Here is a 14,150-nt window from a genome sequence, read left to right on the forward strand (position 1 = left end):
GGCGTTATTTCTTGTTCTTTTCCGTGAAAGCCTTGATGGCTCCGGCCACTTCATTTTGCGCGGCCTCAGCCGTGTCGAAGCCACCGAGTTCCACAAGCTTGCGGCCTTCCGGCAGCTGCTTGTAAACGCGGAAGAAGGCTTCCAGACGCTGCTGCTCGATCTTGGGCAGGTCGCTGATTTCCTTGATATTGTCATAGGTCGGATCAATCTTGGAGGTCGGAACGGCCACGATCTTGTCGTCCTTTTCCCCGCCGTCGATCATCTTCAACACGCCAATCGGACGAACCTTGATGATCGCGCCCGGTACGATTGGCTCGCGCGTGTAGACAAGCGCATCGAGCGGGTCGCCGTCGCCTGCCAGCGTGCTGGTGATCGAACCGTAATTGGCCGGGTAGATGACCGGCATCGACTGATAGCGGTCAACGACGATGTGACCGGTCTTGTCATCGATTTCGTATTTGGTGAAGCTGCCCTGCGGGATTTCGATAGCCGTATAGAATTCCTTCCCATCCTGTTCCTTCTGCGGATAATCGAGAAAGGAAACATAGTCGGAAGCAGATGCGGCGGTGGCAGCGGTCAAGGCGAGGGCTGCGGCAAGCAGGAGCTTTTTCATGGGATGTCCTTCAGGCATCGGTGAAACACGCTTTGTGCCTAAAGGTCTACCATTACAGTTATTTGAAGCTTTTATTGCGGTTGGATGACGGTTCCGCGAGGAAGCGTCTGCGATATTCCGCAGGGCTAATGCCGATCTTCCGTCGGAAATGGTGACGCAGCGTGTAGGCGCTGCCGAAGCCTACGGAAGCGGCGATATCGTCGATACTGTTGGGGGTCTGGCATAGCAGTTGTTTGGCTGTCGTCACCCGTTCGGCAATCAGCCAGTCGCCGGGCGTTGTCGCGGTCGCTTCCGCAAAGCGCCGCAGAAAAGTGCGGGCGCTCATACGGCATTCGCTGGCCATCCGTTCGATGGTCCATTCCGAGGCGAGATTGCTCCTGATCTGGTCGAGGAGGGGGCTGATTTCGGTGCCTTCGCGTTTGGCGACGGGCCTTTCAAGAAACTGCGCCTGTCCGCCGGTGCGGTGCGCTGGCATGACCAGGCGACGCGCAACGGAATTGGCAGCCAAGGGGCCAAAATCTTGCCGCACGATTTCGATCAGCAGATCTATTCCCGCAGCGCTTCCCGCAGAGGTCAAAATGCGGTTGTGTTCGCGATAGAGCGATGCATCATCGACCGCGATATCCGGGTGCCTGTCGCGCAGAGCTGGCGCATAGCGCCAGTGGGTCGTGGCCTCACCGCCGTCGAGCAGGCCCGTTGCCGCCAGCACGAATGCGCCGGAACAGATCGAAGCGAGCCGCGCGCCACGTTGATGCGCGCGTCGCAGCCTTTCGCAAATCGCCTCCGGTACAGGAATATCCGCGCCTTTCCAGCCCGGCACGAGGATGATATCGGCCTCATCGATCAGTTCCGGCCCATGGTCGGGGGTAATGACGAAACCGCCATGCGCGCGCAAGGGGCCAGCCTCTATCGGACAGCTGGCAAAGCGATACCAGTCTGGCCCCATTTCCGGGCGCGGCAGGCCGAAGATTTCCGCGACGATGCCGAATTCAAATGTGCAGAGACCGTCGTAGAGAAGGGCGACGACCAGCGGGCCAGAGAGTTGTGGCTTCGGGTTTGTCATGATCTTTACGTATATTGTCAATCGCGCCAATTGCAAGCGGGCCGTTGTTCGAGCGAAAAGAATGGCGCACACAACAGGAGATCGCCATGACCATTGCGTTGAAGACCTCGGCCAAATCTGCCGTGACCGCCATTGAAGCAGCACCAAGCGCCTTGGCGCGCGACCATTTTGCAGCGCAGTTCGCCTTCGAGACGGATTGTTGGGATGTGCATGATGCGCTTTCGAAGGGCGCGGATTTCGTGCTTCTCGATGTGCGCAGCCCGGCCCAGTTTGCAAAAGGGCATATTCAGGGTGCCATCAACCTGCCGCATGGCAAGATCATCGGCTCGAAAATGGCGCAATGGCCGCAAGAAACGGTGTTTGTCACCTATTGCGCGGGGCCGCATTGCAATGGCGCGGCGCGTGGTGCCCTGCGGCTCGCCGATCTCGGCAGGCCGGTCAAGCTCATGGCTGGCGGGATCACCGGCTGGATCGATGAGGGTTTTGCGCTCACAACCGGGGAGGCGGGGGCGTAGCTTGCAGAAACGAATCCGCCGCAAAACGGTCTCCCGTTTTGCGGCAGTAAAATTCCATGCTGATTATATCAGTTTTAAGCGTGAGCCTCTTCGATATGGTTCAGCGCCTTTTGCTGCTTGAATGCAGCAGCCTTGACCGCAGCCTGCACCTTTTCAAAGGCGCGCACTTCGATCTGGCGGACGCGTTCGCGGCTGATGCCGAACTCGCTGGACAGGTCTTCCAGCGTCATCGGATCGTCGGAAAGGCGGCGGGCTTCGAAGATACGGCGTTCGCGATCATTCAGCGTGTCCATCGCCTGTTCGAGCATCGAGCGGCGGTTTTCCAGCTCGTCCTGTTCGATCAGAACCTGTTCCTGGCTGTTGCTGTCATCGACCAGCCAGTCCTGCCATTCGCCGGATTCACCTTCGCTTGCACGCAGCGGCGCATTGAGCGAGGCGTCACCCGACAGACGGCGGTTCATTGAGACCACTTCGTCTTCGCTGACATTCAGCTTGGTTGCGATCTGCTTGACCTGATCCGGCTTGAGATCGCCATCGTCGAGCGCCTGAATCTTGCTCTTCATCTTGCGCAGATTGAAGAACAGGCGCTTCTGGTTGGCAGTCGTGCCCATCTTCACAAGGCTCCACGAGCGCAGGATGTATTCCTGAATCGAAGCCTTGATCCACCACATGGCGTAGGTGGCAAGACGGAAGCCGCGTTCCGGCTCGAAACGCTTGACGGCCTGCATCAGGCCGACATTGCCCTCGGAAATGACCTCGCCGATGGGCAGGCCATAGCCGCGATAGCCCATGGCGATCTTGGCCACGAGACGCAGATGGCTCGTCACCAGCTTGTGGGCGGCTTTCGGGTCGGCATGTTCATGATAACGCTTGGCCAGCATATATTCTTCCTGCGGCTCAAGCATGGGAAAACGGCGGATTTCTTCCAGGTAACGGGTAAGGCCACCGTCACCGGACGTAATGCTGGGAAGATTCATCTGGGCCATAGAGCACCCTCCTTTATAATGTCAGGCTCCCGATTGGCGAACCTGTCGCGCTGGCTGCCTCCTGCACGTCCTGAGCGCGAGCCTCCATATATAGGCATGATTTTGGCGAAAACACGATCCTTTAACTCATGAAACAAACTGTCACTGTAATGTGAACATCCGTCTGCGTGAAAAGTTGCAGAAGTATTTTGTAAAGCGCGCTGGAATTTACGGTTTCTGAGCATCCAGGCGCAGTTTTGTCATCAACTGCACCCGGACTGGCACTGGTCCGCTTTTTCTCTTCGCTTCAAGGCAAGTTTTACATGCATTGCGATGTGAGGAAGAACCGGAAGATCTGTCAGTATTATATGGAGTGCGCGCGGAAATTTTCCAGTAGGTGCTCCATATCTTGCGGCACTGGCGCTTCAAATCGCATCAACTCATCGGTTGCGGGATGTGTGAAGGCGAGAAGCCAGGCGTGAAGCGCCTGCCTGTGAAAGCCCCGCACGGCTTCTTTCAGCGGTTCCGGCAGCTTGTTGGCCTTGGTTTTATAGGCGCTGCCATAATCCATGTCGCCAACCAGCGGGTGGCCGATATGGGCCATATGCACACGAATCTGATGCGTGCGGCCGGTTTCCAGGCGGCACTCCACTAGAGAAGCCAGTGCCGTGGCATCCTCACGGGGGCCGAATTTTTCCACCGTCGCATAATGGGTAACGGCGTGGCGCGCGTCCTCGCGCTCCTCACTCACCACGGCCTGCTTTGTGCGGTCGCGATGCGAGCGACCCAGATGCGCGTCGATGACGCCCTGCGGGCGTTCGGTCATGCCCCAGACGAGAGCGAGATAAGCGCGCTCCAGATCGCCGGTGCGGCCATGGTCTGCAAATTGTTCGCTCAAATGCCGGTGAGACCGGTCGTTCTTGGCCACGACCATGACGCCACTCGTATCCTTGTCGAGACGATGAACAATGCCCGGACGGCGGATTCCGCCGATGCCGGACAAGCTATCGCCACAATGATATATAAGGGCATTGACAAGCGTTCCCGTCCAGTTGCCGTTGCCAGGGTGAACGACAAGGCCAGCAGGCTTGTTGATCACGATGAGATCATCGTCCTCGTATAGAATATCGAGGGGAATGTTCTCGCCTTGCGGTTCGGCAGGTTCAGGCTCGGGCAGCACGATGGCGATCTTCATGCCCTCGCGCAGCTTCTGCTTGGTTTCACGAGCAGGTTCACCGTCGATGGTCACATGACCGTCGGCAATCAGGGACTGAACGCGACTGCGGGAGAGTTCCGGCCCTAATGCTGCGGCCAGCCACTGGTCCAATCTTTTGCCCGCAGCATCGGTGTCGGCAATTAGTTCTTTCAATTGTCTCTTCCCTTCGTTATCACGCGCCACACGGGTGCATGAACCGGAGTCATTTAATGCAGGATCCACACTATCCGCGATACCAGAATCAGCAGGATTCAGGCTATCAGGACTATCAGCAGGGCTATTATCAGGACGAACAACCGTCCGAGCCAGTGCTTGATCCAGCTATGGAACGTGTGCGCCGCAAGATGATCCGGCTTCTGGCTGTTTCCATCGGCGTCATGCTGATCGGTCTTATGGCCGTGCTGGTCGCTGTTGTCTACAAGATCAATCGCGCGCCCGAAACCCCTGCCGCGCAGGAAGCCCGCTCGGATATTCCGGGTCAAGCGCCCGCCCAGCCTGTGAAGCCCGAGCCGCCGAAGCTGATCGAATCACAGATCAACCTCGTTCCAGGCACGCGTCTTCTGTCGCAGAGCCTCTCCGGCGATCAGCTTTCGCTGGAAACGCTGCTGCCCGACGGCGGCACCGAACTCATCATTTATGATTATCGCGAATCTCGCGTGATCGGCCGCATCAAGCTCGGCAGCGTCGAGTAAGATCGGGTTGCGTTGCATACATAAACAGGCGGCCAATGGCCGCCTTTTTATATTCCCGGATTGCGCTTTTCTGTAAGGGCGATTATATCAGCCAACAACAGACCCTATGCGCCCATCGTCTAGCGGTTAGGACGGCGCCCTCTCACGGCGCAAACAGGGGTTCGATTCCCCTTGGGCGTACCATCGGTTTCCAGCACCTTTATTCAATAGGTAGCAAACCGCGTCATCCTTTTCCGCGCAGTTCTTCGACAACCAGCAATATGACAGCCGGTACAATCACCGTTACAAAAAATGCCGTCAGCCCAACGTTGAACCAGTACATGGAAGCCCTCCCAAACACCCATATGCCCCTGAACCGTCATCCATATTAAAGTTGAACTTAGGCAAGGTGATCAGTTGGTCGTTCGTACAGGAGGAAAAAAGCGGAGAGTTGGCGTGAACCGCCTCCAAGCAGAATAAAAACCCCGCCGAAAGCGGGGTCGAGCTCATAAGAGACGCGGCTAGTTTTGATTATTTTTCGCATTCCGATCTATCTACGTACGTAGCGCCTTTGGATTGAGCACTCTCGCCGCCATGAATAACCAGACATTTGTTGGTGCCGGGTATACAGAAACACCCCTCTTTTACATCCGCGGCTGCCCCTGATACTGCAATTCCAATCAGAAATGTCGCACATACAGATAAAGTAACTATATTTTTCATGTGATAATCCTCCAATAATTTCTTTATAACTCCAGTGATTCTCAAAAATATTCTCGACGATAGAGATAAACAAGAACAAGACATTCATCGCTAAAAGATGGTGGTAATATTACAGTACGATACCTCTGGCATAGCTATAAGATCGTTGGGGACATCAGGGCGATCCCAGTTGCGAAAATTTGCAACTGGCGGCGTGAGGGTGCATAATCGACGCATGAGCGAACGTTACAGAAAACCCGATTACGAACAGGAACTCCGGCAGGCCGGTGTGCGCATCACGCGCCCGCGCCGGATCATCCTGAACATATTGACCGAAACGGAAGACCATCCGGATGCGCTGGAGATTTTTCGCAGAGCGGTTGAGATCGACAGCAGCATTTCGTTGTCGACCGTTTATCGCACCATGAAACTTCTGGAAGAGCGCGGCGCGATCCATCGTCATGCCTTTGCGGGTGGACCCTCGCGTTTCGAACAGGCGAGCGGCGCGCATCACGACCATATCATCGATATGGATTCCGGGGAGGTCGTCGAATTTCGCTCGGACAAGATTGAAAAACTACAGGAAGAAATTGCCCGGTCGCTCGGTTACGAGATCGTTCATCATCGACTCGAACTTTATTGTAAAAAAATCAAATCCTGACGGAACCAAATTCCGCCAGCCGCGTTTTTGATGCATGAAGCCCGTGACCCCGCCCCCCAACACGGTCTTCATAGTTCGCCCCAACTCCCCCAAAAAGGGTGGACGGCGTGAACGCCGCGCAGACGGTCAACCGTTTTGCAGGCAGGCGTTTCGCTCTTTTTAATAAGCCGTCATGGTTCGTCCATGACGGCTTTTATTTATGGCCCGTGTTACGTGGCCGGATGAAAAAGCGGCATGCCAGCATGGCAACTTTGGATCGGAAGCTCAGGAATCGAACTGTTCGGCCGGTATCGTAAGCGAATAAACAGCGCCCGTACCGTCGATGCGGTATTCCGCCTGACCATTGACTGAGGCGGGAACAATACGCTGAAGGACAGCGCTGCCGAAGCGAGGATCATGCTGGTAGACCTCCGGCATGGCCGGATTGGTTTCTTCCCAGCGGAAAACCAGCTTCTCGTCTTCGTTGTCGGTGGCGCGTATGACCTTCGCCGAAATCGCCACACGGCCATAGGGGATCGAAAGGCCCCCAAACGATGTGGCATTGACCACCAGTTCGTGAAGCGCCAGACCCACGTGCAAAGCGGCACCGGGGAACAGATAGGGATTGTCTCCTACGAGACTGAGGCGCTCATCGGTGACATCAATATATTTTTCCACCTGCGAGTGGACAAGGTCGCGGAAAAGCGCGCCGCGCCAATTGGAATCGGTCACCAGATCCTGCGAATAGGACAGCGATTGGATGCGCCCGCGAAATTTCAGCAGAAAATCGTCAATCGTATCTGTGAAACGCGCTGTTTGACTGGCGATGCTCTGGACGATGGCCAGCATGTTCTTGGAACGGTGGCTGACTTCGCGCAAAAGCGTTTTCAGCACTTGCTCGCGGCGTTTCAGCTCGCTGATTTCAAGTACGGTGGTCACCAGCCCAAGCAGATTGCCGCTGGCATCGCGGTCGCAATCGATATGCAGTTCGACCCAGTGGAGCTTGTTGCCATCCATAATCGAAAGTTCGACATTTTGCGCCGTCATGGTTTCCAGCGCCGTCTCCTTGGCTGCTTTCAGCTTGGGGAGCGATGTGGAAACAATAAAATCCTCGTCGGTGCCGCCGACTTTCCAGCTCTGCCAATAGGAGGGGAGATTCTCGCCCCAGGCATAGATCAGATCCGGGCGCTGGTAGAGCACACAGACATTGCTATTACGAACCGCCCGAAGCAGCGCGCGTAGACGGGCTGCATCCGGTTCGGCTTCGCGTAATGGCAGGTTTGATGCGCTCATTATAGTCTCGATGACTGTCTATCGGGCCGGATGGCGTGCACTGGCTGAAGGTCGCGATGGCAAATCCGCTTTTTCTTCAGAAAACAAACCGCCGCGCGATCTCGCGCGACGGTATTCTGTTGGTCATATCGGTAAGGCCGGTTTGCGGCCAAAAACAGACCAGTTCTGAACTGGGGTTTTCTTCGATCTATCAGGCCTTGCGAATTGCCGAAGCGATCAGCGATACGACCAGCAAGGCGAGGAATACGAAGAACAAAATCTGGGCGATACCCGCCGATGCACCGGCAATGCCGCCAAAGCCCAGCGCACCTGCGACAAGAGCCACGACAAGAAATACGAGCGCGTAGTAAAGCATATCCGATCTCCTCTATTGTATATGAGGAATAAACGTCTTTGCTATGCATTCGGTTCCTGCCAGCGTGTAAAAATGGGTATTCAGGGTTGAATTCGGGCTTGCCCAAGAGTTGCAAGGCGGAATATGCAAGACACTCCGGGAAAAGGGTTTTTCCCTCTCCCGGAGACGATCATAAGCGCCGAACTTGGTTGTAGCGGGCCGAATTCAGGCCGCGACTTGAGAAGCCTCTTCAAAGAACAATGCCTGACTGATCAAGGCTTTCACCATGTCCGGATTGAACGGTTTGGTCACGAGGAATGTCGGCTCGGGGCGTTCGCCGGTAAGCAGGCGTTCCGGAAAGGCCGTGATGAAGATGACAGGAATGGTGTCGTCTTTCAGGATTTCGTTCACGGCGTCGATGCCGGAGCTGCCATCGGCAAGCTGGATATCGGCCAGAACCATGCGCGGCTTTTCTTTTTCATAAAGCGCAACCGCCTCGTCCTTGGTGCGGGCGATGCCGACCACCTCGTGACCGAGGCTTTCGACCATCTGCTCGATATCCATGGCGATCAGCGGTTCGTCTTCGATGATCATCAGGCGGGTTGCGACCTGGCGCGAGATTTCCGTCGATGCGGCGGAAAGGAGACGCCCCAGTTCGGCATCGTCGACATTGAGAACCTCGGCGGCTTCCTTGTCGGTGAAGCCTTCAACCGCAACCAGCAGGAAGGCCTGGCGGGGGAGGGGCGCAATATGCGCAAGATTGCGGTTTGCCCGCTGTTCCCAGCCGATCTCCGAAGATTGTTCGGGCACCCGGATCGATGCGGTCTTGTAAAGGTCGCAGAACAGGCGATAGACCCCGATGCGGTCCGACGATGTATCCGGGAAAATGCTCAAATCTGCGATCAGAGCTTCGAGCACGGCAGCCACGTAAGCATCGCCGGATGTCTGGGAACCGGTAAGGGCACGCGAGAAACGACGAAGATAGGGAAGATGCGGCGCGATACGCGTCGATAACGTCATGGTAATGGAACTCCTCATCTGCCGCTTTGTTTTACATTCGCATGAACTCCGTTGGAATAACCGGATTGAACCGGCTTTTGGCCAAACGCGATCATCACGCAAGTGGGCGGCATTACGGACCAAAACGATGCGGCTTGAAAAAAGTTCCGAACCGGCGGCATAATTCCGGGAACTTTTTTAGGGCTGGCGCATTTCCCGTCCAACAGAAGCTTTGTAACAAACAGGACAGGGCTCACCGCCTAGAACGATAAAATATGACAGATAAAGATAACCTTCATACGAATGGCGTCGCAACTTCGCGGCGCGTCCCGAAGGACATATTAGGACCCAATTGTGAAGTCGGATTGAAGCTCAAGGCGTTATACGCCTCGATTCAAGATGAGACGATCCCGGACCGTTTTCTCGATCTTCTCGATAAACTCGATCAGGCTGAACAGGAGAGTATGCGTGGACAGAGCACCCGTTCCGTCGGTTGATGAAAATGCCCAGCAGGAGGGCCCGCAAGGCGCGCAGTTCAGGCGAGAACTGCTGGCGTCGCTGCCAAGCTTGCGTGCTTTTGCCGTGTCGCTCATCGGTCAGCATGACAAGGCAGACGACTTGGTGCAGGATACGATCATGAAGGCCTGGGCCAAGCAGGAAACCTTCGAGATGGGCACCAATATGAAGGCCTGGCTCTTCACCATCCTGCGCAATGAATTCTATACCCAGATGCGCAAGCGCGGACGTGAAGTGCAGGATACGGATGGCGTATTCAGCGAACAGCTTGCCGTGCATCCTTCGCAGTATGGCACGCTTGATTTGCAGGATTTTCGTGCGGCTTTGGAACAACTGCCCGACGATCAGCGCGAAGCGATCATTCTGATCGGCGCGTCAGGCTTTGCTTATGAAGAAGCCGCTGAAATTTGCGGCTGCGCCGTCGGTACGATCAAAAGCCGTGTCAGCCGCGCCCGGACGCGTCTTCAGGAAATTCTCAAGATTGAGGGCGAAAGCGATTACGGGCCGGATGCGGATTCCTCTCGCGTGACCTTGAGAAGTTTTGCCTGAAGCTTTGTGCCGCCGGGTGCCTGATCCGGCGGTGCTTGCTTCCGGCTGAAGCAGCTTGTGTGCCATTTTGGCTTGAGCGCTGCGCCGCCGTCCCTCCCGCGGCGTTTATTTTCGCTCGCAATGACAGTTTTTTGCACCAGACACTTGAAGGTTAGCGGCCACTGATATTTGCTATCAGAAGTGGGTCATTCAATTTGTATTGGGGCGCGTTTTGCCATCAGTCTTGTTGCAGAAACTGCTTCAGTCTTCGCCGAAACCGGTTGCGGTTATCGTCTCGCTTGGACTTGTGCTGCTCTCTGCCGTGATGACGCTGTTTCTATCCTCAAGCGTTACGCACCAGATCGTCGACATTTCCCGCAATTATGCCTTGCGTCAGCAGGTCGACAAGGTTGCGCGGCTCGCCAACAATATTGAAATGAGCCGCCGTGGTTATCTGCTGACGCTCGACGAGGCGCATCTCGATCTCTACCGCAATTCGGTCATGTCCGTCGATCAGACATTGAAAGATCTGGAGGCCCTTTCGGTCCCCAATCCGTTGCAGGATGCGCGGGTCAAGCAGATACGCGCTCTGATCGAGCGGGAAGAAGCCGATGTGCGTGAAACGGTTGAGCTTGCCTCGTCGGGCAATGTCACGGCTGCGATGGAGCGGGTGCGCAGCGACGAAGGCAAGTCTCTGATGGAACAGCTTTCCACCACCGTGTCGGACTTCATCGATGTGGAAGAAAAGCAGCTTGCTGAACGCAACGAGCGCATCAACAGGATGCGCTACTGGATGACGGCCACTTCCATCGTGGCTTTGGCCTCGGCGGTAGTGCTTGGACTGCTCCTTTTCAGCCGCATACAACGGTATGCGCGCACCATGTTCGAGGGGCAGACGGCCCTTCGCTCCGAAAAAGAGATCCTCGAACAGCGGGTGCGCGAGCGCACAGCCGAACTGGAGGAGGAGCGCCGGATCGCGGAGCGGGAGCGTTATCGCGTCGAGCTTCTGTTGCAGGATACCAACCATCGTATCGGCAATTCGCTGGCGACGGTTTCGTCTCTGCTCGGATTGCAGATGCGGCAGGCGCGCAGCGAGGATGCGCGCGCGGCACTTTCGGCAGCGCGCGACCGGGTACAGACGGTTTCGACGGCCCATCGGCGTTTGCGGTTGGGCGAAGACATGGAAACCGCGCGCGTCGACGAGTTTCTGACCACGGTTGTCAACGATATCCGCAACGCCATCGGACAGGACCGCGAAATCGAGATCGTTACGGATTTCGCGCAGCTCGATTTGAAAGCCCGCGATGTGACCACGATTGGCATCATCGTCGGCGAATTGGTCACCAACGCTATCAAACACGCCTTCAAGGGGCGACCGGGCGGACAGATTTCCGTGAGTTTTCAAGCGGATGCCGATGGCGTGCCTGTTCTGGCGGTGGAAGACGATGGTGTGGGCTGGGGTGTGGAAGGGGCAAAGCCCAGCGACAAGAACGGTCTCGGCACGCTGGTGGTCGAGCAGCTTTGCATGCAGTTCGGTGAAAAGCCGGTCTATGGTGAAGCGGTGGGGCGCCCCGGTACGCGCGTGTCGGTGCGTCTTGCATCGCTGGTCGACAGCACCGACGCGGCTGCGCAGTGAAACGAAGCGGTTCTGGATGACCCATGAAAAAACACCGGAAGGGGTCCCGGTGTTTTTATTTTTATAGGGGCTTTTTGTCAGGTTTTGGGCGGTCGCTTCTTCTTGTCTGAAAGCAGCGAGACTAGTGCAATGCCTGCCAAGGGCAGGGCCGCTGCCAGTATCGGCCGCTTGAGGATTGATGGGATCGTCGCCAGAGCGGCTGTCGCCATCATCGCCGATTTATCGGCTTCGATCCGCTGCTTGCGCTTCTTCGCCTCCGCTGCTGCCTGAATTTTTAGCACAGCGAGAACGATTAGCGCCAGAAGCAGCGAAATTGCGGCAAGAATCAGCGCTGCCAGAGGTCCGCCATAGGCCTGCGCCAGCGCTAGAAATGCAGCGACACAAAGAAAGGTGACCGTGATGATACCCAAAATGGCAATCGCCACGCCGTATATTGCCGCGCGTCGCGTTTGACTGACGGTGAACTTCAGTTCTTCGCCAGCCAGAGCGGACAGGATAGGGACCAGGGCTTTAAGCATGGGACGCCTCAGCGGCGGGAAAGAAGGGCGAGCAGATAGCCGATGCAGAGCGCGGTCGCGAGTGACGTGATCGGACGTTCGCGTACCGTTGCCGTCAATTGTGCTTCCAAGTCCTGCGCCTTTCCGCACAATTCATCGACGATATCGCCGCCTTGTGCGTAAGCGCTCTGATAGGTTTCCTGCGCGCTGCGTTTGGCGTCGCGGACGGTCTGGTTACCGAGATTGGCAAGCGTCGCCGCGATGGCTGCGATGTCCTCTTTCAACTGCTCAACTTGCGTCTGCAAGTCTTCCGTGGTCGAATCGGTCAACGCTTCCTCGATCTTTTCTTCGATCTTGCTCGTCTTCGCGGGTGATCGCGCCATATCTGGCCTCCTGTCATAACGGATTGTCGCTGTAACAACGCTTTTCGTCACCAATGGTTGCACGCAATAGCTGCTTGCAGCAACGCCGCGTGTCACTTCTTACGCGTCATGGTAAACGGCGGGCTGTTGCAGGCCCGGTCCGCACAAGGCGCGGGTCATCGAGCCGAAGCAATGTCAGACGAGAAACAGATAGGCTGCGCCCGCGATCATCAGAAAGGCGAGGCCGACATGGGCCGGTTTCAGCGTGCGCTGCGGAGCTGGCAGCGGATCATCATTGCCCGCCATCGCGGTTCTTGCCGCATGCTCGAGTGCCTGAATGTCTTTGTGCATCATCTGCATGCTCCTCCTGCCGGTGCGCTCTCTACCCATCCGCATTGACCAAGGGGATGAACTCTTCCGACATGGTTATCAGGTCTGATTTGTCCGCATTATGCAACAGCTATTTATAAGGGGTTTGACAGGCCCCGCTTCCCAAAAAGCGGGCGGAAAAAGGCAGTTACAACAAAACATGACTTGCATCATCATATTATTGGGAGTTAAAAAGGATTCAACAAGCAGCGCCTTGCGGCCTGCGTGATGGGTCGTCCTTGGCGCCCGAGTTGAACAATCAAAAGGCGATCAAGATGACTGGTTTCTGTCGGAAAGGCTTCATGGCTGCGGCGATGGGCGCGACAATGGGCATTGTCTTGCTGGGCGTGGGTCCAGCGCTGGCTCAAGAGGCGGCGCAGCCCAATCCTTCAGCGGCTCCCGCCGCCACTCAGCCGACCAGCCAGCCTGCGCCTGCAATCCAGCCGCTTGCTGTGGATCAGACGCTGGCTCCACAAGCCGAGCAGCAGCCCGCAATCGAAGAGCGAGATGCCAGCCTTCCGCATGACCTGTCGCCCTGGGGCATGTTCATGGCCGCCGACTGGATCGTGAAGGCGGTGATGATCGGTCTCGGCCTTGCCTCGCTCGCAACATGGACCATATGGGTTGCCAAGTCGCTCGAACTGGCGGGTGCGCGCCGCCGTGCCAATAAGGCGCTGAAGAACATCGGTCATTTCGCAACGCCTTCCGAAGCGGGCCGTTCGCTCGACGGCGTCAAGGGGGCGGGCGCCATCATGGTGCGGGCTGCCGAAGACGAGGTCCGGCTCTCCAGCCCGGCACTGGCGCGCGCGGGAGGAGAAGGTCTCAAGGAACGTGTTTCGTCGCGCCTGTCGCGGATTGAAGCCAAGGCTGGTCGCCGCCTGTCCAAGGGCACCGGCGTCCTCGCCACCATCGGCTCGATTGGACCATTTGTCGGTCTGTTCGGCACCGTCTGGGGCATCATGAATTCCTTCATCAACATCAGTGAAGCGCAGACGACCAATCTGGCCGTGGTGGCTCCAGGTATTGCTGAAGCTCTGCTTGCCACCGCTATCGGCCTGGTGGCCGCTATTCCGGCGGTGGTGATCTACAACGTTTTTGCCCGCGCAATCACCGGCTACCGTTCGCTTCTGGCAGATGCATCGGCGGGTGTTGAACGTCTGGTCAGCCGCGATCTGGATTTCAGGGCAGCCGGCGTGCGCGAAGGCACGCTGCACGCAGCGGAGTAGGCACC

The 14,150-nt window shown here is 56.7% G+C and carries 16 protein-coding genes, 1 tRNA gene and 1 pseudogene; 8 read left to right on the forward strand and 10 right to left on the reverse strand.

The features are described 5' to 3' along the window. Positions 1-4: 4 nt before the first annotated feature. Together JAU75_RS18490 and ftrA are read right to left on the reverse strand one after the other, a co-directional pair. On the reverse strand, positions 5-613 hold the full coding sequence (locus tag JAU75_RS18490) for an inorganic diphosphatase (RefSeq protein WP_199057929.1): 609 nt from the start codon (positions 611-613) through the stop codon (positions 5-7). A 58-nt stretch (positions 614-671) separates the two neighbouring features. Beyond that, the gene (ftrA, locus tag JAU75_RS18495; protein ID WP_199057930.1) at positions 672-1,676 is read right to left on the reverse strand and encodes a transcriptional regulator FtrA; all 1,005 of its coding nucleotides are present in this window, start codon (positions 1,674-1,676) and stop codon (positions 672-674) included. Between the two features lie 86 nt (positions 1,677-1,762). On the opposite strand from ftrA, the gene JAU75_RS18500 reads away from it, so the two are divergent. After that, positions 1,763-2,191, forward strand: a complete 429-nt coding sequence (locus JAU75_RS18500) for a rhodanese-like domain-containing protein (RefSeq protein ID WP_199057931.1) — start codon at positions 1,763-1,765, stop codon at positions 2,189-2,191. A gap of 74 nt (positions 2,192-2,265) precedes the next feature. Here the strand turns inward: JAU75_RS18500 and rpoH are convergent, their stop codons facing one another. Both rpoH and JAU75_RS18510 read right to left on the reverse strand, forming a co-directional pair. Beyond that, entirely contained in the window at positions 2,266-3,177 is a 912-nt protein-coding gene (rpoH, locus tag JAU75_RS18505) for an RNA polymerase sigma factor RpoH (protein WP_199057932.1), read from the reverse strand. Positions 3,178-3,520: 343 nt separating this feature from the next. Next, positions 3,521-4,555, reverse strand: a complete 1,035-nt coding sequence (locus JAU75_RS18510) for an RluA family pseudouridine synthase (protein ID WP_371836205.1) — start codon at positions 4,553-4,555, stop codon at positions 3,521-3,523. A 26-nt stretch (positions 4,556-4,581) separates the two neighbouring features. Between JAU75_RS18510 and JAU75_RS18515 the strand changes: the two genes are divergently transcribed. From JAU75_RS18515 to JAU75_RS18525, 3 genes are all read left to right on the forward strand, one after another. Next, the gene (locus JAU75_RS18515) at positions 4,582-5,064 is read left to right on the forward strand and encodes a hypothetical protein (RefSeq protein WP_199057934.1); all 483 of its coding nucleotides are present in this window, start codon (positions 4,582-4,584) and stop codon (positions 5,062-5,064) included. Between the two features lie 108 nt (positions 5,065-5,172). Next, a tRNA-Glu gene (locus JAU75_RS18520) sits at positions 5,173-5,247 on the forward strand. A gap of 733 nt (positions 5,248-5,980) precedes the next feature. Then, complete coding sequence (locus JAU75_RS18525; RefSeq protein WP_199057935.1) at positions 5,981-6,406, forward strand: Fur family transcriptional regulator; 426 nt, start codon at positions 5,981-5,983, stop codon at positions 6,404-6,406. 264 nt (positions 6,407-6,670) lie between these two features. On the opposite strand, the gene JAU75_RS18530 is transcribed toward JAU75_RS18525, so the two are convergent. From JAU75_RS18530 to JAU75_RS18540, 3 genes are all read right to left on the reverse strand, one after another. Continuing rightward, positions 6,671-7,678: a sensor histidine kinase gene (locus JAU75_RS18530; protein ID WP_199057936.1), complete on the reverse strand. Its 1,008-nt coding sequence runs from the start codon at positions 7,676-7,678 to the stop codon at positions 6,671-6,673. Between the two features lie 190 nt (positions 7,679-7,868). Beyond that, the gene (locus JAU75_RS18535) at positions 7,869-8,033 is read right to left on the reverse strand and encodes a DUF1328 domain-containing protein (RefSeq protein WP_007876538.1); all 165 of its coding nucleotides are present in this window, start codon (positions 8,031-8,033) and stop codon (positions 7,869-7,871) included. Between the two features lie 204 nt (positions 8,034-8,237). Continuing rightward, positions 8,238-9,032, reverse strand: a complete 795-nt coding sequence (locus JAU75_RS18540) for a response regulator (protein ID WP_199057937.1) — start codon at positions 9,030-9,032, stop codon at positions 8,238-8,240. Between the two features lie 254 nt (positions 9,033-9,286). Here JAU75_RS18540 and JAU75_RS18545 point away from each other — a divergent pair, with 254 nt between their 5' ends. The 3 genes from JAU75_RS18545 to JAU75_RS18555 all read left to right on the forward strand — a co-directional run bounded on the left by JAU75_RS18545 (position 9,287) and on the right by JAU75_RS18555 (position 11,691). Continuing rightward, positions 9,287-9,508 (forward strand): NepR family anti-sigma factor, encoded by a 222-nt coding sequence (locus JAU75_RS18545; RefSeq protein ID WP_199057938.1) that lies wholly within the window; start codon positions 9,287-9,289, stop codon positions 9,506-9,508. Further along, positions 9,480-10,076 carry an RNA polymerase sigma factor gene (locus tag JAU75_RS18550; RefSeq protein WP_199057939.1) on the forward strand — a complete coding sequence of 199 codons (597 nt, stop codon included), beginning with the start codon at positions 9,480-9,482 and terminating at the stop codon, positions 10,074-10,076. The genes JAU75_RS18545 and JAU75_RS18550 overlap by 29 nt, the downstream gene beginning before the upstream one ends. A 211-nt stretch (positions 10,077-10,287) precedes the next feature. Continuing rightward, positions 10,288-11,691: a CHASE3 domain-containing protein gene (locus JAU75_RS18555; protein ID WP_199057940.1), complete on the forward strand. Its 1,404-nt coding sequence runs from the start codon at positions 10,288-10,290 to the stop codon at positions 11,689-11,691. 77 nt (positions 11,692-11,768) lie between these two features. Here the strand turns inward: JAU75_RS18555 and JAU75_RS18560 are convergent, their stop codons facing one another. The 3 genes from JAU75_RS18560 to JAU75_RS18570 all read right to left on the reverse strand — a co-directional run bounded on the left by JAU75_RS18560 (position 11,769) and on the right by JAU75_RS18570 (position 12,904). Beyond that, entirely contained in the window at positions 11,769-12,209 is a 441-nt protein-coding gene (locus JAU75_RS18560; RefSeq protein WP_199057941.1) for a phage holin family protein, read from the reverse strand. Between the two features lie 8 nt (positions 12,210-12,217). Further along, complete coding sequence (locus tag JAU75_RS18565; RefSeq protein ID WP_199057942.1) at positions 12,218-12,571, reverse strand: DUF883 family protein; 354 nt, start codon at positions 12,569-12,571, stop codon at positions 12,218-12,220. 174 nt (positions 12,572-12,745) lie between these two features. Next, on the reverse strand, positions 12,746-12,904 hold the full coding sequence (locus tag JAU75_RS18570) for a hypothetical protein (protein ID WP_199057943.1): 159 nt from the start codon (positions 12,902-12,904) through the stop codon (positions 12,746-12,748). A 509-nt stretch (positions 12,905-13,413) separates the two neighbouring features. Between JAU75_RS18570 and exbB the strand changes: the two are divergent. Further along, positions 13,414-14,145, forward strand: a pseudogene (exbB, locus tag JAU75_RS18575) (tonB-system energizer ExbB); the annotation flags it as partial. Positions 14,146-14,150: the final 5 nt, after the last annotated feature.

The sequence above is a fragment of the Ochrobactrum sp. Q0168 genome, assembly GCF_016427605.1.
Lineage (GTDB): Bacteria > Pseudomonadota > Alphaproteobacteria > Rhizobiales > Rhizobiaceae > Brucella.

What these genes read in the sequence shown, in the direction of transcription:
- JAU75_RS18530 (WP_199057936.1), bottom strand. Translation starts at nt 7,678, where the DNA reads ATGAGCGCATCAAACCTGCCATTACGCGAAGCCGAACCGGATGCAGCC.
- JAU75_RS18565 (WP_199057942.1), bottom strand. Translation starts at nt 12,571, where the DNA reads ATGGCGCGATCACCCGCGAAGACGAGCAAGATCGAAGAAAAGATCGAG.
- JAU75_RS18560 (WP_199057941.1), bottom strand. Translation starts at nt 12,209, where the DNA reads ATGCTTAAAGCCCTGGTCCCTATCCTGTCCGCTCTGGCTGGCGAAGAA.
- JAU75_RS18490 (WP_199057929.1), bottom strand. Translation starts at nt 613, where the DNA reads ATGAAAAAGCTCCTGCTTGCCGCAGCCCTCGCCTTGACCGCTGCCACC.
- JAU75_RS18515 (WP_199057934.1), top strand. Translation starts at nt 4,582, where the DNA reads ATGCAGGATCCACACTATCCGCGATACCAGAATCAGCAGGATTCAGGC.
- JAU75_RS18500 (WP_199057931.1), top strand. Translation starts at nt 1,763, where the DNA reads ATGACCATTGCGTTGAAGACCTCGGCCAAATCTGCCGTGACCGCCATT.
- JAU75_RS18535 (WP_007876538.1), bottom strand. Translation starts at nt 8,033, where the DNA reads ATGCTTTACTACGCGCTCGTATTTCTTGTCGTGGCTCTTGTCGCAGGT.
- JAU75_RS18540 (WP_199057937.1), bottom strand. Translation starts at nt 9,032, where the DNA reads ATGACGTTATCGACGCGTATCGCGCCGCATCTTCCCTATCTTCGTCGT.
- rpoH (WP_199057932.1), bottom strand. Translation starts at nt 3,177, where the DNA reads ATGGCCCAGATGAATCTTCCCAGCATTACGTCCGGTGACGGTGGCCTT.
- ftrA (WP_199057930.1), bottom strand. Translation starts at nt 1,676, where the DNA reads ATGACAAACCCGAAGCCACAACTCTCTGGCCCGCTGGTCGTCGCCCTT.
- JAU75_RS18545 (WP_199057938.1), top strand. Translation starts at nt 9,287, where the DNA reads ATGACAGATAAAGATAACCTTCATACGAATGGCGTCGCAACTTCGCGG.
- JAU75_RS18525 (WP_199057935.1), top strand. Translation starts at nt 5,981, where the DNA reads ATGAGCGAACGTTACAGAAAACCCGATTACGAACAGGAACTCCGGCAG.
- JAU75_RS18570 (WP_199057943.1), bottom strand. Translation starts at nt 12,904, where the DNA reads ATGATGCACAAAGACATTCAGGCACTCGAGCATGCGGCAAGAACCGCG.